We start from the raw sequence: 26,907 nt of genomic DNA on the forward strand, positions 1-26,907 counted from the left end.
CATTTTAACCTCCTTGCATGGGGTTATTGCAATCGTCGCATCGCAGAGACAAACCTGCTTTACCCCATACATTGATGCCGCACTCAAAACAGGTATATTTTAATTTTGTCTTCTTGCTGCTTTGATGAGAAGGGGATTCAAACAAGTCATTGTCAAACAGATGGCTTAAATTGCTGATTAACTGATCGGCGATGTTGCTGTCTATGCCGGTTAATGCATCAGTAAGAACTGTGTTTTCACAGGATTCGCTTATGCCTTCGTTTCCAGTGTTCCAATCGCGTATTGAAAACCGGTCAACCCAAGGCAAATTAAAATTTTTCGTATTGAGCAAAGTCACACATTCTAAAACAAACGATCCATTCGAGATAGGGTAATCCCCCATACGCTGCCCGACTATTTTTCCACCAGGCTTTCCGGTTGATGTTGGCATTAAGCCTACAGAAATCATTTTTTCTGACCATTCTTTGTTATGGTACGACATTCTTCCTGGTGTCCCATAACAGTGTTGCCAGCAATGTGTCATTTCATGAACGAGTGTTTGCATGAGTTCAATCAGCTTTGCTCTGCCGACATACAAAGGATTAATCGCAATCTCATGACAATTTTTTCCTTGGGAAGATGCCCATCGGTTTGGCGCAAAATAACCCATCATGCCCTGTTGCCTTTGAAAGGTAAACAATATGGGTGGCAGTTTTGCATCAAATAAGCTGTTATTAAAATGATTGTAAGCGACTTGTAATGCAGAATACAGCTCTTCTGTTGGTGTAGTTGGATGTATGTTCATGGGAGTGTATCGTACGATACATAATGGGAACCTTCAATACCTTTTGACAAATAACTGTAGCGGCTCACAATCATTAACTCGTACTACTTGTCTGCATAAACAAAAAAAGACGCTGAACTGACTACTAAATTAACGTCTTTTAAACCGATGTGCAAATGAATTATGGAGCTGTATCAATTCAATGAATTTTTATTTCTTGATATTGGTGAAGTTGACTTCTGATAATAAACTAATAGTGAATATGGCTTATGAAAATGGCCGTTGGAAATTATTACACCGATAAGCTCTAATGATATCTTAATGGCTTTGCTTTTGTATTACAATACAACTACAATATAATATATGAGTTTATTATGAGGTGTATTATGACTAAAGCAACAACGGTTCAGGCGAGAATTGAACCCGATCTTAAAGCACAAGGAGATATAATTCTTAAAAAAATAGGGATTACCGCTTCGCAAGCAATAAATGCACTGTATGCTCAAATAGTGATGTGCAAAGGGATGCCTTTTGAATTAAAAATTCCAAATCGTGAAACACAAATGGCGATGGATGAATTAGAAAGTGGTGGAGGGAAAAGATTTTCATCCTTTCAGGCAATGATTGATGATTTGGATAATGAGGATGCTTGATATACGTCGTTCTACACAGTTTAAGAAAGATCTTAAAAAAATTATTAAACAGGGAAAAAATTTAAGTTTATTGGAGGAAATAGTTAATTTATTGTGTGCTGGCAAATCATTACCTGAAAAAAACAACGATCATTCTTTGGTTGGAGATTGGAAAGGTTACAAGGAGTGTCATATCAACCCAGATTGGTTACTCATTTATAAAGTAGAGGAGGAGATTAATTTGCTACGATTGATGAGAACTGGATCACATTCCGAATTGTTTAAATAGTGTACTATGAAATCGTTGTTTAGCATTTGAAATGAAGGAAAATATATTCCATTGACAAGGGCTTCTGGTGCCAGAAGTCCTTGTCAATGGGTAGCGCTTTTTAATTTGAGAGGAATAGTACAAAAAATATGCGTAATTTGATTTTTCTTCCCCAATCTGTCGCATGTGTCGCAATTTATTAAGATAAGTTATGTCAGGCCAAATTTCAGATGGATTTTTACCATCCTGCATGATGCAGCCATAGTTGGGCAATAATATTTCGTCCTTCTTTATTAAGGATAGACAGGGCTTGTACAAAATTGGGAGTCTGGGTTTTCTCAAGTAGTTTTTGACCCGCTTCTGGATTAAAAAAAGAGTACATCATGGCCAATAACACTTGTTTGCCGTGGCTATATCCGCCCATAGCGCTTTGAATAAAGGCATAGTTAGGTTCTAGTTGCCATTTTTTCTGTGCTGCATCAAGGGAGGATGCCTTTATATTAAAAAATTCAGCACCTACTTTTTGAATGCCTTTTTTCCATGCAGCAACAAATAAATCCTCTGTCATATCTAAGTAACTCCAATTAAAATTTAATCAACCCTAATACATGTGTCGCAAGTGTCGCGGTGTCGCAAATTTAATTGTAATCGGATTTCAATCATGAAAGCAAAGGGGATTTAATTCCAAGGTCATTTTATTTCCTTCTCTAGTTAATTGTGCGATTTGATGCTCAATTAAGATGGCGATGGCATTATCACGCCGCTCTATATCTCGTAATGGACTTAGGCGCTGAATGTCGCGGGCTGTTGTTTTACGAACCCCTTTATCCTTAAGCCATTCAAAGAGTGTTTGCGCATCTGAAAGCTCATTGGTTTCATTGCCTGCATCAAACAGGCGTCTCGTTTCTTTCATGTGCCAATGAATCACAGCGATTGCTTGCTCCATTGATTCTAAACCAATGTCGCCCATTTTCCCTTCGAACAAATGAAAAAGGGCAGCAAGACGCGCTGCGTTCTCAGCAGCTTTGCTGGCAAAATCCTGAAGTCCTGCCCACTGCCCCTGGTAGTTTAATCCTGATTCAACTGCATTAAAAAACTGTACCCAAGCGCGCTTTGCTTCACTGTTCATAAAAAGGGTAGGGAGCTTGTGACATCCTTTTCTGCTTAAGTGTTGTGATTGATTCAGGCAATCAACAATCCGTGCTTCATACTCATTCAGGTACGCCTTTGACTCAGGAGGTTCCTGATAAAATCGGATACCCATGGCACTTTTTGGGTAAGCAAGAAGGCAGCGTGGTAAAAAACCGCTTTGGCGAGCAATATTCTGATACTGATTCGTCATGGTCTGTAGCAATAGTGGCTGCATCATCAGGTTTAAGGTGAGTCGTCTGTTTTTCAGGATAAAGCTGTCCGTGGTTTTTCGATGCGCTGAGAAACTCTTTCCATCCCACAGGCGATTAAGTAAAGCAACAAAACGAGCTGGATTTGATTGCATGCTATGACTGCCCAATACAATTCCTGCTTCATCAGACCATAAAGACCCACTTGGCCAGCCACGTGCTAGATGGATGGCCAGTGCTTCTTGGGTAGCATCTTCAAAATATAATGTAGGTAATAAAGGGATATCCGGTTCGGCACGAATTAACCGAGCTAAGAGATCTTTATAAAAAGTGGTGTCTTCACCGGACATCATGCCGCGTTTGATTTGATTCAAAAGCCCATCGCGTTCCATTTGCCATGTTTGATGGAGTGTTAAAGCTGCTTGTACATCAGGTTCACGGATTTTCCTGATCTTTGCCTCCCAAGACCGTGTTGGCTTTGAAAAAACGCTATCGGCAGCGCTTTTTCGCTCACCCGATTGAGCAACAACTAAAAAATAGAGTGAAACAGGGCTTACCAGGTAACGATCTCTGGCAACATTTGCAAGCGCTTGGCAGGCTAATGACAGGTTGGCTAAAGCGCTGCAAGCAACCAGAGCCATAGGTTGTTGGCCATAGTGTTGATAGGAGGTTACTGCATTTCTCAACATAGGCGGTAGCGCATCAGTTGGGTATGGCGTTTCTAGTTCCAAGGCAGGTAAAAGAGGTCTTGGATGATCCCATTGGCTGCTTTTTTCTTGTTGTTGAGGACTTATTTCATCAAAATTCATATCGTTTTACTCCAATATCTATAAGTCATACTGTTCTCAATGCTCTGAAAATGTTCTGGACAAGTAGCGTCTTGTTTCTCCCATGATTTCTTTAAAATAATAATCCATTTTTTGCCAATGACTTTCAGGTACACCAAAGAAAACGGACAAGCGAAGCCAATGGCTAAATAAAGCATTAGCAACTGCTTCAGGATGGAAATCTTGTTTGAGGTATTCGCTAGTGACGGTATGGATGGTTGTATTGACATTCGCCGCTTCGTTTTCAACCTTCTCTTGGGGAACTCTGTCCAGTGATTCTGGATTGGGCATATATTTTTTTAACTGTTGCATTTTTTGATTTAAAATTCGAATTTCAGGATTTAATTCGGGCTCAGGTAATGTGCTCACTATTTTTTTCACCAGATCAATGATATTTCCCATGTGTAAAAAGGGATCCTCTTCATTGATATCCTCTAGATTTTGAGCATGAAGGGGTGCTTCCAGTGTAAACCAGAAATAAAAGAGACTCATCAGTAGGATTTTAATCGCACAGCCCTGATTCATCAGTTCGATTAACGCTTTTTCAATTCCTGCCTTTGCAATAGCCATTTGTTTTTGGAACTCGGTGATTGCAGGGAATGCTTGGGTACGTACTTTTTCTGAGGTATCGCGTATTTCAGAAAGAAGCGCTTCTGCTTCCTCGTGCTTTCTTTGGCTTTCTCTGTTTTGTGCATCGACATAAGCATGCATCATTTTATAGACATGCTCTCGATATAAGCGAATCAAGGGGAGGCCATAATCAAGGTACTGGGTTTTATCAGGTTCTTTATTATCAAGATGAGAAAAATAACCAATTAACCAGCCTATTTGAATAGCAAGCTGGTTCATGACGTAGTTATCGGATAATCCATCTAGTGTTTCTCTCCATGCAGCACATTGCTTGCTTCCCAGATACAGGGCGATTTTAATGAGTGATTCTTGATTACAGAACAATTCAGTTTGTTTTGGTTTAAGAAAGCGGTCTATGGGTTGGTTGTTTTTTAGTTCCTCTAAGACATCCATCATAAACCGTCCAAGGCGCATGGTTTGATTGAGAATACTTCCTGGGGTGCTTTGGCGCAGATGTCCAAGATTTTGTATTTTTTGCTCATGACTTTTGGCAGAACTGTTAATGGGGTACACATTAAAATGCTGGTAGGACGCATGGGCTTGATGAGTGATTAGATTAATGACTAATGGTTCTACCTCTTCGGCATCATGGACTGTATGTAATGTAATTACAGTGCCAAGATAAGCACAAAGATGTGCAACAAGCAATTCAGGAACTTGGATTAATTGTTCTTCCAACAGAACAGATTTAACTTCTTCTAAAAAATTACAACAGCTTTTGAATGTATCGTATTCAATGTCGACGAGTGAAAAGAAGGGATCAAACTCTCCATCGTCCAGAATCTTCATATAATCTACATCAGGTAACATGGGGGCTTGGTAATGCACAGTTGAATGTCCTTTAATTTACAAAAAAGTAGGTTTCATTGGTCAATTTCAGCGTGTTCGCCAAAGCGCTGTTGGTAAAGGGACTTAATAAACTCAGGTAGAGGTTGTTTCCAAGGTTGTTGATGGTGATTGGCCATGCTACCCAATTTTTTAGGGTTTAGCCCAAGCTTTTTCGCCATCTGGATGATTTCATTCGATAAGCGGTAACGTTTTTTAACTTCAGCCCAAATGGCTTCTTTTTTTATATTCGAAGTCACTAACAGCCTTTTGTTTGAATTAAGTTGAAAGCGATATGATAACAATTTTGATACAATCTAGCCATATCATTGCTGCAACATGCCAGTAGCTCATTAGTTTTTGTGACTTAATTTTATTTTTTGCTTTTATAGGGAAGCAGGAAATGCGTATCGTTTGTTTCAAGGGCAGCTTTTTTGAAACTCTTCGGCAGAAATCACATCATAAAAATGGTCTTTAGCATCATACACAATTACGGAGAGTCCCTGTTGAATTTGTTGCAGTAGCTGCTGTTTTTTTTCATCAATACCTCGCTTATCTGCCCCATCATAGGCTGCTTTTTGAGCAATTATTTGACTTATAAGACTGTCCAGATGAGCCTTGCTTAATAAGGAGGAATCGATTTCTATCAAGTGGTTTATCCTTAAATAATTTAGGTGTGGTGCTGTTTTGGTGAAAGGTCTCCGAAGAGACCTTATAAAGCATCAGTTTTCCACAGTGATTTCTATTTTTTTCTCAGTAGCCGCCTCTCGTTTTGGAATTCTGATTTCAAGAACTCCATGGGCATAATGTGCCGTAATTTTTGCATCATCTGCGGTTTGAGGCAGGCTGAAACGGCGGTAAAACTGTCCTTGAGCACGTTCTCTTCGGGTATAACCATTTTGATGTTCTGTTTTTTCAAAATGGCGCTCGCCTTTTAGCGTCAGTATGTGCTGCTCTAAAGAAATAGAGACATCTTCCTTTTTTACTCCAGGGATATCTGCCAGTACTAGAAAGCAATCCTTTTCTTCTTTAATATCGACCAGGGGTGACCAGGTGCTTGTTTCAATAAATGAGGCATCATCACGTTGTTGTAGATTAAAAAAATTATCCAGCAAACTACCCATCTCGCGATAAATTGGCAATGTTTTTCTCAAATCGTTCATGACTTCTCCTTGATTATTGTTTTTGGATAATCTAAAAATAGGGTTGCTTCGGTAAAAATTCAAGGGAATGAAGTTAAGTTTTTCTTGTGACTTCATACAAAAAAAATTATTCTTGCGCACCAATTAAGTACTCTTAGTACTGATTGGATTTTATAGGTTATTTTGTAGAAGGAACAATGACAGCATGAATGAGAAGCAGGTTGAATGTCCGCCTTTGTCTGAAGCAACAAGCGAGTTGATTCAGCGTTATCTTAGGGATTACGGCAATGGGGTTATTGATTTACATCGTATGGTTTTGGAGCAAATTGAGCCTGCGCTCATTGAAACTGTGATGGTGCGTTGCCAGTACAATCAAAGCAGAGCTGCCCAGCTTTTAGGGTTAAGTCGCGGAACATTGCGTGGACTTTTAAAAAAATATTTTGAAGAAAAGTACTGCAGTAAACGATACAAAAAGGAGTAAGTATGAGTGCCTTACTTGATGCAGCGATGAAGCTTTTATCAGAACGACCCTATACAGAGCGCGAGCTTAGCAAACAATTGGAAAAATCCTTTGCTGATAAGCCAGATATTGATGCCTTAATTCAGTCGACCATCACGCGCCTGAATGAACTGCATTTAATTAGTGACCACCGTCTTGCCGAGAGCACTGCCCAGCATTACGCGCACAAAGGCAATCGGTTTACGATTCAGTCTTTGCGCCAAAGAGGCGTCAGTGATGAAGTAATTGATGAGGTGCTGGCTAATCTAGGTGATGAATACCCACGGGCTTTGGATGAAGCGCGCCGCAAGAGCAGGGGATTAAAGGACGAACATCCTGAGAAATCAAAAACACGGATTTATCGATTTTTAAGTGGTCGTGGGTTTGCTCATGAAACCATCAAAGAAGTGTGCAAGCAGTTAGCTGAGGAAGGATTTTTTAGTGCTGTGAATCGTCATGATGAATCTGACTTTGAATAATCCAGCGTTGTATTGATGCATGGACGAATCATTATGAAGATTAGCCAGATTGTTGCGAGAGTTTAATGACAAAGCATGAGTTTCTTGGGGATAATATCTGCGACCTGCAAATGAGGGGAACATCCTAAATATCCTAAAATCAGTAAAAAATAGAGTGTGAAATCCAAAAACAATTTGATACTTGAGCAATAACCTGCCATAATTATGCTACAGAGTGTATGAACAGGATGGTGAAAGCCATGCACTCCTCCGCCGATCTAAGGTCGGTATCTGCCCAAGAGCGATTATAAAGCGAGCCTAGTTTATTTTATAAAGAGCCCTGTTTTACAGGGTTTTTTATTTGGGTGGTATTTTTATTGGCTTATTTGACTGTATGTGATGGGCTATAACAAAAAAAGATATTTTTTTCTTTTGTGGGCGTGAAGAGGCATGCTGTTTGTCGCGCACATAAGCGCTTTCTATAAACAAACGAAGCAATCCCTTACCTGATTTCGAGACCTTAAAATATACCTCATACTCCTGTTGATTTGATAGTTCGATGGTAAAAAAATTCCCTTTTCCGGTATGGAAGCAGGAACGGTGATCAACCTGTTTAGCAATTTCAGGCAAGAGATATGATAATTCATAGCGAGAAAAGCAAAAAATACGCTTTTCTCTGGAGTCTGAATAAATAAGATCCATTTCAATGTCTTGCCAAGTCTCCTGGGTGTGGCTATTTAATCCACGAGTAAAACAATGCAGGCCAAACGCAATAACAAAATCATAGCGCTTTTCCGGCTTATCTTTAATTGCGGGTTGAATAAATTCCCAATTAAATTCATCAAGATGATTTAATTGGTAGGATGTACCTTTGTACTGAAATGGTTTCCAGGATTTAATGACAAATACTCCACGATCTTTTGCAATACATGCTTAACTAAACACTAAAAAAGCTCTAATTGCCTGGTTTTCTCAATAATATGGTGACTAACACCCCATTCATTTAACTGACCAAGCAGTGTGTCTTTACTTATCCCGATACGAAGACTTGGCTTAACCCAAAGCACGAATAAACAATCTTCTGTAATAATAGATAGTGGGTTGATGCGTTTGGCAATTACATCAATAGCGCAAGCATAAACCCATTTTGGCGGCAAATGATGTGCTTTCGCGTACCCTTTAAAGTGATTTTCTTTAATGTTTGATAATTTCCGATATTTTGATTGTGCCATCTGATTAAAAAACTCAAAAAACTTCGGGGTTTCAATTAATGTGCTAAATATAGTTTTTGCATCTTGTGCGTCTTTATCAGTATCCGTGACGAGTTCACGAAAATTAATATCTTTTAATACATTAACTCGTTCCCCTGTTTTCTCGTAAAGCTTAGTTTCAGTTGCTTTAATTTTGTTAATAATGGATTTAATTATGGAATCCATGGGGCGATAATCAATATTATTTTCCTCACATCTTACCCAAAGATGATACATCGCTTGATAGAGTGATTCAGGCATAAATAAACGATAACGCTCTAGATCAGTGGCGTGACTCTCTGTCTGTTCAAGGAAAAATTTAAGCATTTGATCAAACCACTTCAATTCAAATAGCTCAGCTTTATTTAAAAACGGGGTATCGGATAAAGGGTCGACTCCTTCTTGATAGCTATGGATGATTTTTTTCTTGTCTGCCTTTCGTGCAATCTGGATCAAATCACCAGATCGGCGATTTTTTCTTAAGACAATTTGCAATTGTTCTTTCATGAATGCCTCATTCATTAAAACGGTAGATAAAATACTTAACAGGATTTATTAGCTCATTCTGATTTATTTATATATCCAGTTATTTGCCAGACTTATTTTGTAACTATTCAAGAATTGCAGTATATACTGCATATGCACTTGAAAAACGTTCGACAATAGATTTATCCCATGTATGGTTAAATCCACACTTAATTTCATAGTTCTCATCATAAAGCGGTATATAGGGTAAGCCGTTACGAGTGCAAGTATAAAGAACTGGATAATAAGTCCTTTTCTCTTCATGCCATTCATCAATAAACACATACTTGTTGCCATTATCCGTTTCACCGTATAGCCAACGGTTCTGATTGTCATAGTGGCTAATACTGAGCTTAATAGTCATTGTTTTATTTTTATCCTTATTTGTGGTTTAACCTTGAGTCCCAAATCAAGTGGACATTTTATTATAATGTAGGATTCCATAAGAAATCAACAATTTTTTGTCGCGTTTATTTGTTGACATCGGCTTCTGATTTTGCTATTATAAAAATGTCCAATCGGGACACATGGTTAAACCACAAATAAGGATAACAAAAATGTTACATACCAATTACTTAACTATTGATATGTTAAGACGTAAAGCACCATCAATCTTTACTCAAGAAAGTGCAGAGCACACCAGCGATAAATATCAACATATTTCAACCATCAATGTCATTGAAGGGTTAATGCAAGAAGGATTTTATCCAACATGGGCTCATCAAAGTAATTGTCGAATGGAAACTAAAAAAGCATTTACGAAGCACATGATCCGTTTTCGTCACCGTGATACAAAGCCATCTTTTACTCAATTATTTCCTGAGCTTGTTCTTGTTAATTCTCACAATGGCCTGTCTTCCTATCGTTTAAATGCAGGTGTATTTCGTCTTGTTTGCAGCAATGGTCTCGTAGCTGGCCATTCTTATGATGAACTGAGAGTGCGCCACCAGGGTGATATTGTTGGAAATATTATTGAGGGTACTTATAAAATTATCGAAGACTCACAGTTAATGATTGAATCATCACATAAAATGGCTTCAGTAACGCTGGATCAACAAGAAAAGCAATTATTTGCAAACGCTGCACATACATTGCGATTTGAGGACAGTGAGATAGGAGGTGATATTGCGTCATCAAAATTGCTTGCTCCACGTAGAAGAGAAGAAGCAAACGCAAATGATTTATTTACAGTGTTTAATATTGTTCAAGAAAATGTTATCAAAGGTGGAGTAAGTGGGTACTCAAAGGATTCGCATGGTTATCCCAAGCGCTTTCGTACTCGTCAGGTAACAGGAATTGATCAGAGCATCAAATTAAATAAAGCTCTATGGACACTTGCTGAAAAAATGATGGAATTAAAAGGTGGGCAGTAACGATTAAATAGGCATGGTATTGCGCCACCTGCATGAGGTGGTGCAATTTAGTGATTATTCAAAAGTTGCTCTACTGACAAGTTAACAGGATGTTTAAAATGAACAAACTCGAACAACAAATCGTTACAGCTTCTGTATTGGGTGCACATGCTTTTAAAAAAGGAATTCCTCCTACACCATGTCGCGATGCCAAATTGATGGCCATAATTAAAGGCCGTTTTTGTGCTGAAACTCCAAACGGTGAGACCTGCACAACGGCTATATTGAGAGCATGGCTACGCGCCTGGAATTTGGCAAATCTATATAATAAATAAACTATAAGGCGAACGCTCTATATCTAATTTAATTCTTTCTTTTTCATTAACTTTTTTGCGCTAATTTAAAGCCATAATTTCCCATCAATTTATTTTTGATTCGCATTATTGATGCGCTATTAATAGCGATTAGTAAATGGATCGTAACTACTGCTGTAACTTGTAGAAGAAAAGAAACGATAATAGTCGTCATTGTTTCTTCTGAAATGGTCATTGCTGTGATTAGTTCCAAAAGAATTTCCGTTAACGTCAAGACAACCAATCATTGGAAGCCCAGTAGCCGGATTTATTCTTGTTTCATTTAATTGATTAGAAGAATTAAAAGTACGTTGCCTTTTAGCATATTCTATTTTTTCTTCTTCAGTCCACTCAGAATATGGGCGAAAATGAATGATCTTGGCAATTGTTTTTAAAATCAGTTTAATCAAGTTCATGTTAAAAATATCCTTATTTTGGATTATATCCCGCGTAATTTAATTATAAAAAATAAAATCACATACTCGCAATTTATTGTGCGCTCTTATTACCAAATAATTTAAATCTAAAAATATAAAAACACCCATTGAATACACATCACAAGAATCTAGAATAACACGAAACAAACACACCCCTCGCCATTAGCATGGCATAAATAATTTTACATAATATTCAATGGCTTAGATGCAATCTTGGTTTTTAAATTTTACATTAGTCTCAATTTTCTATAGGTGTGCATCCACTCTTTAATATTAATCAATAAGTTATAATAAATCAACACCCAATGCACACCTATATATTTCTCTAATAACACTGTAAAATTAACAAAACACACCTATTAAACACCTAAAAAGCGATGGTATAATAGCTTCTAAAATAATCTAAACCCACGTACTAAAGTGCACATAAAAAATTTACAAAGAGGATTTTATGCCTAAGGCTTATTGCTACCTGAATCAAAAAACAATTGACCAGCTTGAAATAATTAAAAGGGATGAAGAGCACGATTCAGCGTCTCAAACCATGAAGGAAATGATTGAATTAGGTATTAAAGTTTATCTCCATAATAAAGAAAATCCAGGGCTTAATGAGGAAGAAAAAAGACGTTTAGAAAAAGAAGAGGAATTAAATCGTCAACACACTACTCATCTTTTAAGATTACTGGCAATAAGCGCTGATATATTTCGTTGTGTCTGTGATAAAAATAAACTTCCTGAAGGATCGGAAAATGCAGAGGAGCATATAGCAACAATTAAAAAGAAAGTAGATAATTTCATTGAGGGATATATCAATAATTAATTAGGCTGGAGAGGAGAGTATATATTTTTTACGTAATTCACGGAAAATTAATATATCTCCATTTCTTCTCGCTGAAGTGCTTTAATTTTTTCAATAGATTTATTTTTATTCTCAGAAATATCTACCCTCATTTGTTGTGAAATTGATTCAAGACATTTTTTAATTTGCTCTTTATTCACATCAATTTTGTTAGTGGTTCCCATAATTTTATCGATGTTCATCGCTTTATTTAATGATTCAACAACACCTTGTACGCCACTTTTTTTATTCACATCATTGAAGTCTTTGCCACGAATAGGCATGGCAATTTCAACCACTTTTCCATGCTGTTTTAATCGTTCAATAGCTTGAATAATTACTTTATCTTCTTTAATGGGTTTGAGATCATTATCAAGACAAAGAACGACTCTATTTGTAAGAAGAGCCATATCAATATTTAGAAAATTGCTCTTTCCAAGAGTGGCGATAACACGTTCCGTTTGGGCTGCATCACGAATACTCAAACCTGTTTCAACCCCTTCTGCAAGATAAGTAACACACTCTTTCTCTTTTCCTTCATTTAAAATGACTCCAGCACCTATTTTTGCCCCATAGGTTTTCTTGGATTTTATGTTAATAGCCGCTTTATTTCCCGTTTTTGGATCCAGGTAGACAGCTTCAACTGCAACTACATTGTTGTCTTTATCTCGTGCAATATTTAATAATGCTGGTCTGTATTTTACTGCCTCGGTGCTCTTGGTATAGACTTTCGGATGATAACGAATATTTTCACCTGAAATATTATGAATTTTCCTAATTTCTTTTAGATAAATTTCTGCGATTGTTCCTGATACAGGTTTTGATTCTTGCGCTAATTGCTTTCCATAGTTTTGGGTTTTACTTAAACCTTCTGGTTGCTTTTCTTTATTTGGCTTAGAATTTTGTGGTATGGATGTAATTGTTTTCCTTAAATCATCACCAGTTAATTTTGCCGCGTAAGCGAGGCTTTCTTTAAAATTTAGATTTAATGTTTTTTGAATTAAATGCAGCAAATTTCCTTTTTCCAAGGTTTCAAAATTAAACCACGTCCCTCTTTTTTCACCGCTCAAACAAAAGGTTAAACTGCCGTTAGTACCGTATCGATACTCCTTATTTGAAGATAAAGTACGATTAGGCTGGCCAAGAAGCGATTCAATAACAAGCTCTGCATGATGGGATAAATTTTGTGATAGGGTATGGGTATCATATTGAATGATTGGCTCCTTTATGGGGGATTGATTACGTACGCGTTTTTGGGATTCGGACAACGTGGTATTTTGGCTTCTTTTGATTTTAGAACCCAATCGATTTAATGCTTCCAGGCTTGAGCTTTTTTCAGGATTAATGCGCAATTGTTTTTTTAATTTTTGAATGTCATCGGTATAAATCATGGCATGTAATGAACCACGCGTAACCATAATGTAAAATGAACGCAGATGATTGACCTTGGCATTGCCTGTTTCTGCTACACCAATAACAAAAGGGGATGATGCACCTTGGATGGAATAACTTGTAGCAGTATAACTATAATCCCAATGAGTATCTTTCATCTCATTTTTTTGCAATACATGTTCAATACCCTGGTTATCTTTCACCGTAAATGATTCTTGCCGTACGCTCGTTACTTGTACCCGTTCATTGGCAAAACGGCCTAACGCTTTATCAGATTTCTTAAAATGAATTTTCTCTCCAACAGAAATTTTGCCTGGCAAGGATTGAAACAACTCAATGTTCCAGTCTTTATTTTCCTTTTCAGGAATAAAGAGCACTTTATTTCCTTTTTGATCATTCAAAATCACGACTTTGGCTTGTTCATCGATTGAAACCACCTTGAAATACTGCTCTGCCTTTTTCAAAAAATGCTCCCCTTTTCCTAGGCAATCACGATAGGTTTCACAGTGATAAAGTTCTGCAGTGGTGTAGTTGGTACTTAATAAGCGAGGAACTACCCTATTTTCAGATCCTAGAGTAGATTCTTCAATTAAAGCATCTCGAATGAGGTTATTGGCAATTTCTCGATTTTTATTCTCATGAATAATGACAATGGTCTTATCGCGACATTCGGGTGTGCGTGATAAATAATCACCTACAGCCAGAGCAATTGGGCTTTTTTGGCTTAATTGTTCACTAAAACTGGCTTTTAAGGACTCTTTCTGCAGCGATTGGAATGGCTCTTTATTCCCTGATTCAATAACCGAAGATTTTAGTTCATGATAAGGACTATCGGCATGGTTCCTCTCAATCAGATTCAAAGACAATGAGCTCAATTGAACCAATGCCTTATCTTCTTCCCCACCAATCAACGTTTCAATTGCACTTTTATATTCTTCGACTTGCTGTCTCACCAAAGCGTCCATCCACGCAACTTGAATACTTCCCTCCTGCATTAATATTTTGCTTGGTTTTCCACTTTCAATACTTTGATGTTGGCTTATATCCCCCATGAGCACACAACGCGCCCCTGAATCTTTAACTTTTTGCACGAGACTCGCAAAATCACGATTGGATACCATGGAGGACTCATCAAGCAATACTAAAGACTTATGTGTTAAGGTTGCTTCTTGCTCTTGTTCCATCAGAAAGCTTTTTAAGGTTTGCCCTTGGATTCCTAATGCCCTCATTTCCTTCACAGCTTGATGGGTAGGAGCTACTGCGATGAGCTCAATGCCTTCAGAGGCCATAGATTGTGCTTGATTCATGCAATCAATGGCTGTGCGAGTCATGGTTGTTTTTCCAGTTCCAGCATAACCTTGAATGATAATAAATTGATCGGGTGTGGTTGTAATTAATTCGCAAGCCTCCTTTTGTTCTTTAGTAAGTGGAGTGGTCATTAATTGCTTTTGAACCTCTTCACGGCTCATCAAAGGCTTAACCGCATTAATTCCTGATTTCACTGTGTTAATAATTGATTCTTCGAATAAAACTGCTTCCTTTGTTGTTAACAAACTCTTTTTCCCTGAAATTAAAGAACCGCTTGCGATTAGGCTATCTACCGTATCGTTCAATTCACCAAACCCAGATTTACCAAGAGCTTTATTAATCGCTACTTTAAGCAAATCAGCGCGTGAAAATGCTGCTTCCCGCTCAGAAAGATGTGCAATAGCAAAGCTTAATGCTTTTTCGCTTTCAGTTTTTATGGGTTTATCAAAAGACAAATGCATTAACGCTTCTTCTAGCGTTTTTAATAATTCTGAAGTGGTTGCATGATTAATAAGAGATATCCCATGATTGGTTTTTGCAGCATCTAACGTTAGGGAGAGTGCTGAAGTTTTGGAGGTTGTTTTTAAGGCATAGCGATTGGCTTTATCAACATCATCAGTAATAATATTTAATTCTTTTTTGCTTGACTCCGATAACAAGGACATGGTGTTTTTCTTAAACGCATAAGCCGGAAGCGTAATGATTGTTTGCTCTACAGGTTTAAAATCCTCGGCATAGATTGTTTTGGCATAGTCGTAACTCAAAGGAAAATTCTTCTCAGAATCCGTTATTAAATGAATCGTATTTTTTCCATTTTTTATTTTTATCCCATGCCGAGTAAACGCGGATACTTCATACTGAGTACCGAGTTTTATTCCTTCAAAACTAAGAGTTCCTGTCGCAATTAACTTATCCCCTATCCCAACAGATAGTGGGGTTTGCTCATAGACGTGTGCCGATTTTGAAATCGATTGAGGAGACAAGGTCGACTTAATGCCGTGATGATCACGAACAACTAATTGATTTTCTTGTTCATGAATGCCAAGCACCGTCCATTTTTTAAAACCTGCACGCGAATTTTGAATTAACACCCATCCTTGTTCATAGCTTTTGGCCAATTTCTTTTCACTATCCGTGAGTGTTAGACGAGTTAAGGTATGAATCACTTTTTCATGAGATGAAAGTTCGCCCCTCTCTTTAAGTTGGGCGCGAATCATCTCATTGATCTCTTTAGATTCGAGCTTTGAAACCGTTAGCACACGTGTACTGCGTCTTTGATTCAAAGGTAAATCGCAAACCATTTGCGCTGTTTTTAAAAGCCGTGCCTCATTGGTTTTTGCTTCAATGAGATTAATATGAGCGTTTAAAGACGGTTTATCCTCAACCTCCAATGTTGTTACCCGAGCCTTATTGAGCAGATCGGGAATATCCGATTTAAAACCCAATAAAGCGTGTGATTTCTCCAGAAGCACCACTTTAGCCTGACGCCTGTCAGCAATGGTTAGTAACGTGTTCATCTCATCAGCAGACAGGCGTTGGACATCATCGACTATAAATAATTCCCGCCCTTTTTTACTCTTGAAAAATGGAAGTTTATGTTCTGATTCATGGCGATAATTAAATCCTGAAACAGTTTCACATAAATCCTCTTTCCCAATAGATAAAACCCACTGCCACAAAGTTGATGGAGATTTAGTCATTTCTTGATTCGTACGCAATGTACTTAATTGGATTGGACTCAATATACGAATTTTTTTCGAATCTTCTGCATAATCAATCAGAGTGCTTAAAAACTCACGAGATACAGCACTTTGTTGTTTAATCCGAATAATGCCCTCTTTAGAGGATAAGGCTTGAGTCACAACAGTTTGAATTGATTGATTTCCCGTTAATTCATTGATTTTATCCTGATTTCGCGGTATCGATTTTGTTTGTGGTTTAAAGCTTGATATTTTATTAACAAGTTCACGCTCCTTATTGATGAGCGTTTGCGTAGTAAAACTTCTGTCTTCTGCATCAAGAGCAATAAGGTTTTTTGTTTTAATCTCATGATCAATTTGTGCCATCAATGTTTCAAGACGCTGTTCTCCTAATGAAAAATAAAGACTGCTTTGTAATAAATCTTGATAAGTAAACTTTAGTTTTTTATCTTCAAGATGAGCTATGGCTTCTTTGACTGCCCTACTCATTTCTTGGTTATTCGTCTGGTTCTCTTCGCTTGCGTTAAACTCCTTAGTTTGTCCTTTTAAACGTTCAAGATAAGTGGACGGGTTAATGCCTAATGTCTTGCTTTCTTCTGTCCAACGCTGCCGTAAAATCTCAGGATCTACATGCTCTTTTGCTTTTCGAGAGTGAAGTGTTGCTCTGTCATAGGCTTTTAACGAGTCAGAATGCATTTCCTGAACATGCTCTTCAATTTGTGAGCGGCGTTTCGACATTCTTTGCAATAATTGTTGATCAAAATGTTTTATTTCAAATAAACCATGGGCATCACCTGTGTGCTCAATTTCCAATCCCATTTGGTTTAGACCTAATGCAAGTTCTGAACGATAGACCAGGCCTAATAAAATCTGGTTGTCCATAATCCATTCCATAGTACCGTGATTACGGCTGATATCAGAAGCCAAAGCGCGCCAATTACCATCAAGACGCTCGGTGACATTCATTAACAAGGCATGCACATGAAGCTGGGGATCGCATTCTCGTGAGGTATCATGAAGAATTGTTGCAAAGCACAAATTCCCTGTTTTTTCATATGCCACACCCTCTTTTCCTGACTTTCGGGCAGAGGCTGCTTCCTTTTCAATAAACTTTAATACTGTTTTTACTGCATTTAAATGTAACTCGATAAACTCATTATGTCCTGAAACCAATGCAAGATAAGAGACTGACTTTGGCGCTGAAAAAGTTAAGTCATATCCTCCACGATGGTTGATTTCACCGCTTTTGGATTTAAGTCCAATGACATCACCACTGGGTAAAATTCCGCCAACAACGGCTTTTAGTGTATGTTCATCCACCTCACCCAATAGGTTTTGTTTTGCAGCACTTTTCCCAACCCATTCTGTAGTTAATTGGCTTCTAAAATAATAGTTTTCTTTATCAAAATAATAACTTGGGTTTCTAATAGGTTTTATTTGTAAACTTAGCATCATGCATCCTCAAGGCTTAAAAAATAGATTCCATACCCATTTCACGCGCTTTCTTTTTGGGTCGTGAAGAAGACTTACGTATGTCTTGTTCTTCATTGACGTCTTCTGAGCTGTGACTACTCTTGTGGGTTGTCATTGGTGCAGAAACAGGCATAGCTCGCGAAATAAATCCTTTTGCCTTGGCTGTTCTTTTTTGATAAATAAGTTCCAGTTTGGTCATGGGAAATTGACCTGGAAGACGCAAATAACAGGTAAGAGGAGCAAGATCCATGATTTCAGGGTAAGCTACTACAGGACGAGTAGTTCTGTTTTTGCCCAAAGAAATACCATCTCGAATTGAATTCGCACCATAAGAATAATTTTCACGTGTATCATCGATTTCTTCATCGCCTAACTCTTTACTGACAAGTTGCGCCATCTGATAGCTTGGGCTTGCAAAAAAGGCACGCGTGTTTAATAAATCAAAAATCTCAGAAGCGCCACTACGACCATATACTTTTTCCAATTGGCTAAAACTTTGCATTCCCAACAAGAAGCATCCACCAAATTTTCTAACCTCTGCAATGGTTTCTCCCAATAAAGGCAATTTATGGAGGCTTGGTAGTTCATCACAAATAAACCAAATACGTCGATTTGGATCTTCGGTGAGGCTTAAAAGAGTCAATGAAGCCATAGCGATCCACATGGAGATTAATGGTTTTAACGACTCATGTTGCTCCCCATTAGATGAGATAAAAAGCCACCCTGACTCTTCTTGATTGAGTAAATAATCTCGAATGGAAAATGTTGGCTTCCCAGATTGTTCCAGCCCATTTAAGGATTGCAATGATTTAAGATAAGTAGTGATTACAGAGCGAATAGAAATGGCTGTTTTTTCTATTTTATTACTCACAAGGGTTGCCGCAGCAGTTCCAGTAAGATAAGGTTCCAACTCACTAAACTCACCAGTGACTAAGAGTTGCAGCAATTTAGATAAAGAGCGCTCTTTATCATCTCGCATTCGACTTGCAACACAAGCAAATACGGTACGTGCGGCATTCACCCAAAAGGGATCGTTTTCTCCGTGCATGGGGATTAAACTTTCCGCCATATTTTCCAATAGTTCCTCTTTGGGTGCCTCTTTCCATAAATCCCAATTGGCACAACGTTCATCAAACGGATTGAGTAGCGCATCATGCCCTTCTTGAAAGTAAGCCTCTATGAACGTACATCCTTTGTCATAAACAATGACCCTATCACCCCGAGCGCGTAAGCAATCCATCAATTTCATAATAAACTGGCTTTTTCCCATACCCACTGTCCCATGTACCAGGAAATGCTGCACTTCAGAATTCAGCACTAAAGGAAACCCATCAAGATTTAAATCTGAGGCTTTATTATGTTGAATCATTTGTTTTTTGAGTTCTTTGGGTGATGAAAGGCTTGTACCACGGATAAATTGATTTTGAGTTTGAGATTTTCCCCGATAAATAAAATAACGCGTTACCACGAAAGCAAGGGTTAGGGACAACAAAAATCCCCATCCAATGGATCCAACAAAAAGATCCATACAGCGAGCAGAAGTTCTTGAAAAATAAGCATTATGAAGAAGTTGCTCCACCGATTGAGCGGCATGTCCTCCTTGAACAGGAACCGAAAATACATGGCTCTTTCCAACAAGATGATAAAATTTGGCACAGTGATAATACAAAGTCTGAGTCAGCATTCCATGAGGTGCTCTCACCCATGTAACTAACCCTGTCATCCCTATCCAAATAACCAGGTATACATTAAAAAGCGCTCTATTGACTTGGAACCACATGCGCAGATTATGAAACGATATTTGGCCACCACGGGTATAATGTTTGTAATTGGATTCATTGCTCATTTGTTGCCTCCTGTTCTTTTTAGGCAAAGCAGCGGCTTCCACTGCTTGATTTTGTGGTTAATAAATAATCTTATTGGTTTGTTTTAATTGTTTTTAATCAAATCATGATTAGGCTTCTTATTCGGGTCAAAATAGGATTTTACAAGCGTAAAGAGTGTGCTAATGCCAATCCGATTGAGCTCCATTTCAACAACAATCCCCGTAATTAAGCCACTGGCAAACAATGCGCCGATGGCAAGAAACAAAGAAAAACCCGGTGGCAAAAAGAGTGCGGGGGCAAGCACAATCAAGGCAAAAATACGGTAGGCAAGCGTTCCTGCCATCCTTATTTTTTCAACCAGAAACTGCCCTGTTCTAAGCTTGTCTTTTAATTGATGGTCAATTAAAACGTAGTGAGTTAGCGAACTGTACAAAAATAAAAATGCAAAAGCACACAAACCCAAAGCAAGAAGCGCCATGCACGAATATCCTTTAACCAAAGCCCAAATAGACTCATTTTTAATGTCTTGCCAAAAACGAGTCTGAAACAACCATTGAAAGGGAATAGGGAGAATAAACCCTAACAGAATCGTTCCATAGAGTTTTAAAAAAACCTGCCGAAACAGATGAAGGCTTGCCTGGTAATACTCATGAGCGGGCATGATGTCGACTTCCAATGTTTTTAGTGTTTCGATATCCTGAGCTATTGCCTCTTTTAATTCTTGAGTACTCCTGTCCTTATTATTCATGGATAAGCTCCTTTTTAGGGGCTGATTTGTCGTGATGATCAGCCCACTTGGTTAGTGCCTCAGGCACAATCGGATTCAAATTGGCCTGGCCTAGTTTTTTTCCCTCTGTCATGTCTTTATTGGTCGTATGCACCGCTTGTTGATATTGAGCCTGAAGTTGTCCTCCTCCTTGATTGGTCGTCTTAACACTTGCATCGATTTGTTTGTCAATCCTGTTTTTAAACCCTTCAGCGCTTGCTAAATCAACACCCAGCTCTTTAGTTTTGGCAGCGTTTTGCAAGGCGCTGTCATTATGTTTATAGTGTACTCCCAGTTCCCCTTCTTTGGCTTTTAACGGGGCAGATCCATGCTGATATAAGGAGTCAAGGTGTGCTGTTTTGTCCGCATTACCAAAGCGAGCAATTAAACCATCACGTTGTTTGCTCAAAAATTCATTGCCAAGAGCCTGTAGTTTTTGTAACGAGGCCATATCTCCTGGGCGGGAATACAGCTCATCTCGCTCATCTTGCGTAGTTCGGCTCGCAACAAAGCCTACAAATGCTTGATTTAGATCCGCTGTAATCTGCTTAGAATTGGATTCCACATAACTTCGAGCCGTGCTTATTCGTGCTGCATGTGACATTGATGCATCAAAGTTATGACTTGCGGTCTGTGCATCGCGCAAATCAGCCCCTATTTGATTGGACAGACTTGCGCCTTGTGAATAGCTGTTGTCCAAATGATGCGATTGCGCAAAATGATTTACGTAATTGAGTGCCTGATTAAAATCATTTGCTTCTTTGGCAGAAACAACAGAGTCAGTCCCTTCATGATACCTATCTGTGCTGGTTGAAGAGCGCTCCAATTTGGCATGGCCATCTACACCACCAGTTACTCCAAATGCAAACCTGCCAATACTTCCCAACATGCTCTTTTCACTTGATACTCCTGCATGCGCATTTAACCCCGCAGAAGTCATCCGTGCCAGAGCATCCTCTTGTGAGATCCCTTCTCGTTTGGCAACATCTGCGGCAATATGAGCCATTGTCGAGAGCGCTTGGCTGTATTGACCTGATTCATTTTCAGATACACTATCACCAAGTCGCATGTCATGACCTTGTAACTTCGATAATTGCACTGCTCGATGAGAAAAGTTCGAGAGTGCTGTCTGATAATGCTGACTTTCATTGGCTGCTGCCTGTCTTGATTCTTCAAATGCCTGATTCAATGAACCACTTAACGCTTTGGTATCAGAAATATGTACAGGGCTTCGCGTCATGGCGGGACTGACATCAAATACCGCATCACCACTGCCTGTCATGGTTTTTAACACACCACTTTCCATTTGCATGGTATGCATGCCATGGAGGTGAGTCCAATTGGAATCATGCTTATTCGCCGATAAATTATGGTGGCTTGTGTTTTCATAATTCATATTCCAGCCACTATAATTTGCCATCGATACATTCCCTGTTGCCGCAGATTGTGCTTCGCTGGAGGACAGGCTTTGCATCATTCCGCCAAAATGCTGTGATGAGGTACTTAAAATCTGACCTAATCCCTTTGTGATGTAAAGGGCAATAAAAGGCACACTGGCTGCCAATGCTCCAGCAGTATAAGCAAAGTTACTGTGGAAGCTTGCTAAAGAATCAATGTTGGAAAAAGTAACTCCTCCGGTTTTTTGACCAAACACGGTAATGATGCTGCTGGAGGCAAGCGATACCAGAAAATGAATGATGATAAACATCGGTGGCCACGACCAAAGATAGATTTGTGATTTTAAATAAATACTGTAGACATTCTGCATGCTTGGAATTAACGCAATGAGAACCACTAATGGAAAAATACATAAAGTCACTATCCACATCACCGTCATATAATAGGGAAGACGATAACTGGCAAGCCAAAAACTGTTGGCTTCCGCGACATGCATTTTTTGCATGCTGTCTGTATTGGTGTAATTCATGAGCTCTGCATCCGCTCCCGAAAAGGCAAAGGCATCAGCTGCTGCATCGCGTGTTGCATTGATTAAGATGTTTTGGGTGAGCACGGAGGCTGCATTGGTAGAAATATTCATATAATATTGATGTGCAGCTTCATAGATGCGAGTGAATTTATCTGATGCAGTCTGGCTTGATGTGTCTGGGTTATCTTTCTGTGTATTATCTAGAGTCAGTAAATGTGCCAAACGCTCTAATTCAAGTTTTGCAGCGTTGGGTAGACGTTCTTTGAGATCTTTTGCTGCCTCCCCACAACTTAAATTTCTACCATCCTGTAAAACCACACGATAAACCGGCGAAGGATTTTCAAAATAGGTTTTACTTAAATTATCACTGTTGATTAATTCTTGTGGTGTGATTTGATGACTGGCTAAGAGTTTTGCTGAAAAGATGCATTGCCTGATGTAGGCCGACATGTCAGAGGCCAAATCGGGCGACATTGACAGACGCGTATTGGTTGCGGCAAGCCAGGTTCTTGATCCAAAAATCATCCCCGACTTGATGTAGTCTAAATCATTAGTCATATGAAATACATCACTAAACGCACGTGTTACTCCATACCCCATCCCACTAATTAATGCAGCAGGTAAAGCAATTCCTAAAGGAACATGATCCACAGTTAATGCAGGACCCGCACCATTTGCTTCATATTGCATGTCAATAATGGCCGCAGGAACGCGAATACCCAACAAGCAATAAGACACAAAAAATGAAAGCACAACAAATTGGACTAAGGATCCCAGTTTTTTACCCATCACATACTGATAACCCACCACGGATACTGCCAAAATCATGATGATGTCGATACCTGTCTTAAAAGTTTCTTCACCCAATAAAGTCACCACTGCATCAAGTACCGTTTTTAAATACTCTCCATTTTGCGGGGTATAAATTAATAATGGACTCATGCTGCCCCTCCTATATAAGTTTTCCGTAACATCGGCGTTAATGTATGGAGCGCTTGTTTTACGTTGTTCTGCACTAATTGATTCGTGGTGAGTGCCGCATTAAATCGTTCGCGAGTGTCGCTATTGAAGCGTGCCACAAATTCCTGTGCCACTTGGATGCTTTTAAATAGCTTTTCTTCATTGATGTTTCCTAAATCTTTGCCTGCAAGTGATGCACGAATCACCTCAAGCGAATTAGCCAGATATTGGGCAAGCAAATCGGTAGCCACACTCTGCGCTAACTCATAACTACTTTGAATGCCTATATTTTGTTGGGCGCTCGCTGAAATCATCTGAAACACTGAAGGTTGGGTCATCTCAATTAAACCCTTTTGCTCCTCAGTTAACGCTGTTCCTGATTTAATATGCTCGTATATTCCTTGAAGCAGTGTTTGTACCTGAAAAACCAATGAATCTTTACTTTGAATGGTTTGATTCCCTTGGGCATTAATCGACACACATTTAATTGGAGTACCCGTATCGGTGCATTGATAACTGGGAAGTTTTCCACCATAAAGTAGTGCTTTAATAAAGTCTTGATTCGTTGCCAAAGAAGGATAAGTCTGGATACCACCTTTCGCATCAAATACTAAAGTTCCTGAAATCGACATATAAGCTTCAGCGATTTTTGAATCCTTCTTGATAAATTCATTCAGTTGTAATGCATCCCAAACCACATTGGTATTGACTAAAACCCGGTCTTTGTACTCGGGGTTGTTTTTCGCAGCCTCTAGGTGGTGTTCCATCTCGCCACCTGTAGAACATTTTTGTCGCGCTTGTGCCCAATCACTAAATTTACCGGTGTGGCTTCCTATGTCTTCACATAATTTTTGATGGGCTGCCCGATTTCTTGGCCAGGCTGCGGCAGCTAAATTTTCACCCATTTCACACGAATTAAAATTAGTGCCATTAATGTCGTTAGCCAGTTTTTGCATGTACTGCATGGAATGCGCAATTTCGGGCAACTCTGTTTCAAGGGCAAGGTTTAAGGCATAACCCGCACCACTGCTTAAAATGGATTGCATGAAATCAACAATTTGAGATGCCTTAATGTAAGAAAACCCTCCAGCAAATACATCAATCCCGCCACAACCCGAACGAAACCCAGGAACATCCACATGGGCAATCTGAATTGTTCGCACCTGATTTCTTGCATAGACAGAACCTAATGAAGCAAAACCTGCTGCTTGCGACTCATAAGAATGCATGCCCGTTACGTTCGCTCCATAACCTAAATGGTTAAAAAAATGATTCAGATCATCACTTGCACTGGCATAGGTTAGGCAACTCAAAAAAAACATGGATATAACGACTATGAATTGCATCATCATTGCCCTCCTGCATTTTGTGCATCATCCAAAGCCATCCTTTGATGCGCTTCCTCTAGACTGTCTGGTATTTCTTTACAGCCATAAAAAACGCTATCCAGATCACTGCATCTTTTTTGAGTGTTAAATGCTGGGCAATCACCCTCAGACACTAAATCGAACCTATTTAGTTGCGGGAGCTCGTCAAATATATTGTGACCTGCGCATGCGCTCGTGCAAAAAACCAATCCGATAATGAACCCAAAAACTTTATTCATGAAATCGCTCCTCAATGTGTTGCTTTAATTCGTGGACACGGCGTGCCAATTGATAAGGAGATGCTTGCCCAAACAATACAGCATAGGCTTGGAGCGTATGGCGATTGACTAAAAACAGGGCGGGCACTGTGGCTTTAAACCCACCGTCCACATAAAAAGTTTGAAATAATTCTGGGGTTAATGGTTTGGCATCAAACCCATCCAACGACTCACTATCTAGACTGTATCCTTGAACTTTGATATGAAACGTACTGGAAAAATCCTTTAAAATAGGTGCAAATTTATGGCAATGAGGGCATGTACTGCGATAAATAAACACAAAATAATAATGTTCGGACAAATCTTGAATTTCAGGGCTTGGTGGCACACTACTCGTTTTGGGGACTTGTTTTTTAACGAGCAATGCATTGAGTTCGTCAACCGCCTTATTAGCATATGAAATCTGGGCGATGCACCACAATAAAATCAAAAGTATTCGAGAGATCATGCGCCAACTCCCTCATAACTGAATCGTTTGTAATGGGTCGCCACATCCAATAATCGCTCTTTTAACTCAGCCACAGAGACATAACCGTAAGACAAAGGCGACATTTTTTGCGTTTTTAAATCGACAAGAAACAGTGCTGGCATATAACGTGATTGAAAATTCATCGTCTGTTGCACCACTTCCAAAGGAATGTTTTTCGGATTAGGTAACCCATCAATGGGCTGTCCATCTGTAGTCACAGAAATCATGGCAAAATGAGTATGCATCACAAAAGGTACGAGATGGCTAATCATTTTTTGGGAAATAGAACTATTCCCCCTATAAAAAAGAATCAAACCATAGCGCTTCGCCCCTTCTTTAATCACTCGTTCCATCAAGAGGTTCATGGAGTCATTGCGAATAGCAATTGCTGAATTATCCGTAGGAAAATTCAAGGTATGATCCAATTCAGGATGCGTCATTAAGACTTCTTGCCAATATTGCACAAATTTCTGATTGTTTTTGGCGTACGCTTGTTGTGCTTTCATGTAGTCCAAAGTTCCCTCAAATGAAGGATTCATTAACGCTTGAGCCAACTTATTCAAGGTGGCACGTCGAACCTCCATGAGTTGTTCATAAGGGGTAGGGTGAGGCGCCGATTTTTTTGGCAACTCTTGAGGCTTAATCTTAGGCTCTTTGGCATCTAGGCTATACCAATGAAATCCATGTGCAGGAACTTTTACAAAATCGGCCTGGACTTGGGTTGCAAGGAGCATTAAAAAGAAGACAAGTCGTTTCATCATGATGCAGCCCTTTGTTGTACACGCCGCTTTATCTCTTCCATGGTTTTGTCAGGATTAGGACTATTTAAACTAACGTCCCCCACAATGCCGGCCTCTTTCATTGAGCTTCCATGAGGATAGGGATATACCGGAGCCAAAAAATTGATACGCCCCATATCTAAGCGCTGTAACTCACCCACACTTAATCCAGGACAGGTGGTGTGTTCCGCATCGCCTAACGCATTGGGATTAAGCTGTTTTAAGCGCCCTTCTTCTTGCACAATACGCGCCATTTTGCTATCAAAAACACAGTAGGTATTCTTATATTCCGTACACACGCCTAATATTTTTTCAGAACAATATTCACCCACATAATGGGCTAAGTAATCCTTCTTCGCCCTCCCCAATTTTTTGTCTTCTTCGCGGCACAAATCAATGTGTAGCTTATCAAGCCATCCATCTTTGGAGCAGCAATCAACCAAATCAAATATCCAAATTTTGCACGTGACTTGATGCCCTGAAAAAAGAGTGGCTTGAGTTTTACCAAACTCACGACCCGCCT

Annotated in this window: 27 protein-coding genes; 7 read left to right on the forward strand and 20 right to left on the reverse strand. The window is 39.1% G+C overall.

Annotation, left to right across the window (positions count from 1 at the left end):
• Positions 1 to 4 precede the first annotated feature (4 nt).
• Positions 5 to 784 carry a SprT-like domain-containing protein gene (locus tag Lsan_RS00130; protein ID WP_058512517.1) on the reverse strand — a complete coding sequence of 260 codons (780 nt, stop codon included), beginning with the start codon at positions 782 to 784 and terminating at the stop codon, positions 5 to 7.
• Between the two features lie 365 nt (positions 785 to 1,149).
• On the opposite strand from Lsan_RS00130, the gene Lsan_RS00135 reads away from it, so the two are divergent.
• Both Lsan_RS00135 and Lsan_RS00140 read left to right on the forward strand, forming a co-directional pair.
• Positions 1,150 to 1,416 (forward strand): type II toxin-antitoxin system RelB/DinJ family antitoxin, encoded by a 267-nt coding sequence (locus Lsan_RS00135; RefSeq protein WP_058512518.1) that lies wholly within the window; start codon positions 1,150 to 1,152, stop codon positions 1,414 to 1,416.
• On the forward strand, positions 1,409 to 1,684 hold the full coding sequence (locus tag Lsan_RS00140) for a type II toxin-antitoxin system YafQ family toxin (RefSeq protein ID WP_133134315.1): 276 nt from the start codon (positions 1,409 to 1,411) through the stop codon (positions 1,682 to 1,684). The genes Lsan_RS00135 and Lsan_RS00140 overlap by 8 nt, the downstream gene beginning before the upstream one ends.
• Before the next feature lie 217 nt (positions 1,685 to 1,901).
• Here Lsan_RS00140 and Lsan_RS00150 read toward each other — a convergent pair whose 3' ends face one another.
• From Lsan_RS00150 to Lsan_RS00175, 6 genes are all read right to left on the reverse strand, one after another.
• Positions 1,902 to 2,231 carry a hypothetical protein gene (locus Lsan_RS00150; protein WP_058512521.1) on the reverse strand — a complete coding sequence of 110 codons (330 nt, stop codon included), beginning with the start codon at positions 2,229 to 2,231 and terminating at the stop codon, positions 1,902 to 1,904.
• 87 nt (positions 2,232 to 2,318) lie between these two features.
• Positions 2,319 to 3,812 carry a YfjI family protein gene (locus Lsan_RS00155; RefSeq protein WP_058512522.1) on the reverse strand — a complete coding sequence of 498 codons (1,494 nt, stop codon included), beginning with the start codon at positions 3,810 to 3,812 and terminating at the stop codon, positions 2,319 to 2,321.
• A 36-nt stretch (positions 3,813 to 3,848) separates the two neighbouring features.
• Positions 3,849 to 5,288, reverse strand: a complete 1,440-nt coding sequence (locus tag Lsan_RS00160) for a hypothetical protein (protein WP_058512523.1) — start codon at positions 5,286 to 5,288, stop codon at positions 3,849 to 3,851.
• Between the two features lie 35 nt (positions 5,289 to 5,323).
• Positions 5,324 to 5,545 carry a hypothetical protein gene (locus tag Lsan_RS00165; protein ID WP_202814617.1) on the reverse strand — a complete coding sequence of 74 codons (222 nt, stop codon included), beginning with the start codon at positions 5,543 to 5,545 and terminating at the stop codon, positions 5,324 to 5,326.
• 159 nt (positions 5,546 to 5,704) lie between these two features.
• Complete coding sequence (locus Lsan_RS00170) at positions 5,705 to 5,935, reverse strand: YheU family protein (protein WP_058512524.1); 231 nt, start codon at positions 5,933 to 5,935, stop codon at positions 5,705 to 5,707.
• Between the two features lie 72 nt (positions 5,936 to 6,007).
• Positions 6,008 to 6,448, reverse strand: a complete 441-nt coding sequence (locus Lsan_RS00175) for an Hsp20/alpha crystallin family protein (RefSeq protein WP_058512525.1) — start codon at positions 6,446 to 6,448, stop codon at positions 6,008 to 6,010.
• Positions 6,449 to 6,632: 184 nt separating this feature from the next.
• On the opposite strand from Lsan_RS00175, the gene Lsan_RS00180 reads away from it, so the two are divergent.
• Together Lsan_RS00180 and Lsan_RS00185 are read left to right on the forward strand one after the other, a co-directional pair.
• Positions 6,633 to 6,908: a helix-turn-helix domain-containing protein gene (locus Lsan_RS00180; RefSeq protein ID WP_058512526.1), complete on the forward strand. Its 276-nt coding sequence runs from the start codon at positions 6,633 to 6,635 to the stop codon at positions 6,906 to 6,908.
• Positions 6,909 to 6,910: 2 nt separating this feature from the next.
• Positions 6,911 to 7,405 (forward strand): regulatory protein RecX, encoded by a 495-nt coding sequence (locus Lsan_RS00185; RefSeq protein WP_058512527.1) that lies wholly within the window; start codon positions 6,911 to 6,913, stop codon positions 7,403 to 7,405.
• Positions 7,406 to 7,741: 336 nt separating this feature from the next.
• On the opposite strand, the gene Lsan_RS21330 is transcribed toward Lsan_RS00185, so the two are convergent.
• From Lsan_RS21330 to Lsan_RS00200, 3 genes are all read right to left on the reverse strand, one after another.
• Positions 7,742 to 8,086, reverse strand: a complete 345-nt coding sequence (locus Lsan_RS21330) for a hypothetical protein (RefSeq protein ID WP_058512528.1) — start codon at positions 8,084 to 8,086, stop codon at positions 7,742 to 7,744.
• A gap of 242 nt (positions 8,087 to 8,328) precedes the next feature.
• On the reverse strand, positions 8,329 to 9,141 hold the full coding sequence (locus tag Lsan_RS00195) for a hypothetical protein (RefSeq protein ID WP_058512529.1): 813 nt from the start codon (positions 9,139 to 9,141) through the stop codon (positions 8,329 to 8,331).
• A 103-nt stretch (positions 9,142 to 9,244) separates the two neighbouring features.
• On the reverse strand, positions 9,245 to 9,523 hold the full coding sequence (locus Lsan_RS00200) for a hypothetical protein (protein WP_058512530.1): 279 nt from the start codon (positions 9,521 to 9,523) through the stop codon (positions 9,245 to 9,247).
• Positions 9,524 to 9,716: 193 nt separating this feature from the next.
• Between Lsan_RS00200 and Lsan_RS00205 the strand changes: the two genes are divergently transcribed.
• Complete coding sequence (locus Lsan_RS00205; RefSeq protein ID WP_058512531.1) at positions 9,717 to 10,532, forward strand: DUF932 domain-containing protein; 816 nt, start codon at positions 9,717 to 9,719, stop codon at positions 10,530 to 10,532.
• Positions 10,533 to 10,630: 98 nt separating this feature from the next.
• Positions 10,631 to 10,846, forward strand: coding sequence for a hypothetical protein (locus Lsan_RS00210; protein WP_058512532.1), 216 nt, complete (start codon positions 10,631 to 10,633; stop codon positions 10,844 to 10,846).
• A gap of 119 nt (positions 10,847 to 10,965) precedes the next feature.
• Here the strand turns inward: Lsan_RS00210 and Lsan_RS00215 are convergent, their stop codons facing one another.
• Positions 10,966 to 11,280 carry a hypothetical protein gene (locus tag Lsan_RS00215; RefSeq protein WP_058512533.1) on the reverse strand — a complete coding sequence of 105 codons (315 nt, stop codon included), beginning with the start codon at positions 11,278 to 11,280 and terminating at the stop codon, positions 10,966 to 10,968.
• A gap of 472 nt (positions 11,281 to 11,752) precedes the next feature.
• Between Lsan_RS00215 and Lsan_RS00220 the strand changes: the two genes are divergently transcribed.
• Entirely contained in the window at positions 11,753 to 12,121 is a 369-nt protein-coding gene (locus Lsan_RS00220) for a hypothetical protein (protein WP_058512534.1), read from the forward strand.
• A gap of 47 nt (positions 12,122 to 12,168) precedes the next feature.
• Here the strand turns inward: Lsan_RS00220 and traI are convergent, their stop codons facing one another.
• From traI to traN, 9 genes are all read right to left on the reverse strand, one after another.
• Positions 12,169 to 17,994 (reverse strand): conjugative transfer relaxase/helicase TraI, encoded by a 5,826-nt coding sequence (gene traI, locus Lsan_RS00225; RefSeq protein WP_237761993.1) that lies wholly within the window; start codon positions 17,992 to 17,994, stop codon positions 12,169 to 12,171.
• A gap of 13 nt (positions 17,995 to 18,007) precedes the next feature.
• Positions 18,008 to 19,858 (reverse strand): type IV conjugative transfer system coupling protein TraD, encoded by a 1,851-nt coding sequence (gene traD, locus Lsan_RS00230; RefSeq protein ID WP_058512536.1) that lies wholly within the window; start codon positions 19,856 to 19,858, stop codon positions 18,008 to 18,010.
• A gap of 83 nt (positions 19,859 to 19,941) precedes the next feature.
• Complete coding sequence (locus Lsan_RS00235) at positions 19,942 to 20,586, reverse strand: hypothetical protein (RefSeq protein ID WP_058512537.1); 645 nt, start codon at positions 20,584 to 20,586, stop codon at positions 19,942 to 19,944.
• A complete protein-coding gene (locus Lsan_RS00240; protein WP_058512538.1) occupies positions 20,579 to 23,473 on the reverse strand; it encodes a conjugal transfer protein TraG N-terminal domain-containing protein in 2,895 nt (964 codons plus the stop codon). The genes Lsan_RS00235 and Lsan_RS00240 overlap by 8 nt, the downstream gene beginning before the upstream one ends.
• Complete coding sequence (locus Lsan_RS00245; protein WP_058512539.1) at positions 23,470 to 24,840, reverse strand: conjugal transfer protein TraH; 1,371 nt, start codon at positions 24,838 to 24,840, stop codon at positions 23,470 to 23,472. The genes Lsan_RS00240 and Lsan_RS00245 overlap by 4 nt, the downstream gene beginning before the upstream one ends.
• On the reverse strand, positions 24,840 to 25,097 hold the full coding sequence (locus Lsan_RS00250) for a hypothetical protein (RefSeq protein WP_058512540.1): 258 nt from the start codon (positions 25,095 to 25,097) through the stop codon (positions 24,840 to 24,842). Before Lsan_RS00250 ends, Lsan_RS00245 begins: the two co-directional genes overlap by 1 nt.
• Positions 25,090 to 25,584: a type-F conjugative transfer system pilin assembly thiol-disulfide isomerase TrbB gene (gene trbB / locus Lsan_RS00255; RefSeq protein WP_058512541.1), complete on the reverse strand. Its 495-nt coding sequence runs from the start codon at positions 25,582 to 25,584 to the stop codon at positions 25,090 to 25,092. The genes Lsan_RS00250 and trbB overlap by 8 nt, the downstream gene beginning before the upstream one ends.
• Positions 25,581 to 26,366 carry a type-F conjugative transfer system pilin assembly protein TraF gene (traF, locus tag Lsan_RS00260; RefSeq protein ID WP_237761994.1) on the reverse strand — a complete coding sequence of 262 codons (786 nt, stop codon included), beginning with the start codon at positions 26,364 to 26,366 and terminating at the stop codon, positions 25,581 to 25,583. Before traF ends, trbB begins: the two co-directional genes overlap by 4 nt.
• Positions 26,363 to 26,907, reverse strand: a 545-nt coding sequence (traN, locus tag Lsan_RS00265) for a conjugal transfer protein TraN (RefSeq protein WP_162265577.1), incomplete at its 5' end; no start/stop codon positions are given. The genes traN and traF, both read right to left, overlap by 4 nt.

This window comes from Legionella santicrucis (assembly GCF_001468135.1).
In the GTDB taxonomy this organism is placed as follows: domain Bacteria; phylum Pseudomonadota; class Gammaproteobacteria; order Legionellales; family Legionellaceae; genus Legionella; species Legionella santicrucis.

Bases quoted from the DNA above. Each gene is read 5' to 3' on its own strand.
- Lsan_RS00130 (WP_058512517.1), bottom strand. From the start codon at position 784: ATGAACATACATCCAACTACACCAACAGAAGAGCTGTATTCTGCATTA.
- Lsan_RS00135 (WP_058512518.1), top strand. From the start codon at position 1,150: ATGACTAAAGCAACAACGGTTCAGGCGAGAATTGAACCCGATCTTAAA.
- Lsan_RS00140 (WP_133134315.1), top strand. From the start codon at position 1,409: ATGCTTGATATACGTCGTTCTACACAGTTTAAGAAAGATCTTAAAAAA.
- Lsan_RS00150 (WP_058512521.1), bottom strand. From the start codon at position 2,231: ATGACAGAGGATTTATTTGTTGCTGCATGGAAAAAAGGCATTCAAAAA.
- Lsan_RS00155 (WP_058512522.1), bottom strand. From the start codon at position 3,812: ATGAATTTTGATGAAATAAGTCCTCAACAACAAGAAAAAAGCAGCCAA.
- Lsan_RS00175 (WP_058512525.1), bottom strand. From the start codon at position 6,448: ATGAACGATTTGAGAAAAACATTGCCAATTTATCGCGAGATGGGTAGT.
- Lsan_RS00180 (WP_058512526.1), top strand. From the start codon at position 6,633: ATGAATGAGAAGCAGGTTGAATGTCCGCCTTTGTCTGAAGCAACAAGC.
- Lsan_RS00185 (WP_058512527.1), top strand. From the start codon at position 6,911: ATGAGTGCCTTACTTGATGCAGCGATGAAGCTTTTATCAGAACGACCC.
- Lsan_RS21330 (WP_058512528.1), bottom strand. From the start codon at position 8,086: ATGGATCTTATTTATTCAGACTCCAGAGAAAAGCGTATTTTTTGCTTT.
- Lsan_RS00195 (WP_058512529.1), bottom strand. From the start codon at position 9,141: ATGAAAGAACAATTGCAAATTGTCTTAAGAAAAAATCGCCGATCTGGT.
- Lsan_RS00200 (WP_058512530.1), bottom strand. From the start codon at position 9,523: ATGACTATTAAGCTCAGTATTAGCCACTATGACAATCAGAACCGTTGG.
- Lsan_RS00205 (WP_058512531.1), top strand. From the start codon at position 9,717: ATGTTACATACCAATTACTTAACTATTGATATGTTAAGACGTAAAGCA.
- Lsan_RS00210 (WP_058512532.1), top strand. From the start codon at position 10,631: ATGAACAAACTCGAACAACAAATCGTTACAGCTTCTGTATTGGGTGCA.
- Lsan_RS00215 (WP_058512533.1), bottom strand. From the start codon at position 11,280: ATGAACTTGATTAAACTGATTTTAAAAACAATTGCCAAGATCATTCAT.
- Lsan_RS00220 (WP_058512534.1), top strand. From the start codon at position 11,753: ATGCCTAAGGCTTATTGCTACCTGAATCAAAAAACAATTGACCAGCTT.
- traI (WP_237761993.1), bottom strand. From the start codon at position 17,994: ATGATGCTAAGTTTACAAATAAAACCTATTAGAAACCCAAGTTATTAT.
- traD (WP_058512536.1), bottom strand. From the start codon at position 19,858: ATGAGCAATGAATCCAATTACAAACATTATACCCGTGGTGGCCAAATA.
- Lsan_RS00235 (WP_058512537.1), bottom strand. From the start codon at position 20,586: ATGAATAATAAGGACAGGAGTACTCAAGAATTAAAAGAGGCAATAGCT.
- Lsan_RS00240 (WP_058512538.1), bottom strand. From the start codon at position 23,473: ATGAGTCCATTATTAATTTATACCCCGCAAAATGGAGAGTATTTAAAA.
- Lsan_RS00245 (WP_058512539.1), bottom strand. From the start codon at position 24,840: ATGATGCAATTCATAGTCGTTATATCCATGTTTTTTTTGAGTTGCCTA.
- Lsan_RS00250 (WP_058512540.1), bottom strand. From the start codon at position 25,097: ATGAATAAAGTTTTTGGGTTCATTATCGGATTGGTTTTTTGCACGAGC.
- trbB (WP_058512541.1), bottom strand. From the start codon at position 25,584: ATGATCTCTCGAATACTTTTGATTTTATTGTGGTGCATCGCCCAGATT.
- traF (WP_237761994.1), bottom strand. From the start codon at position 26,366: ATGATGAAACGACTTGTCTTCTTTTTAATGCTCCTTGCAACCCAAGTC.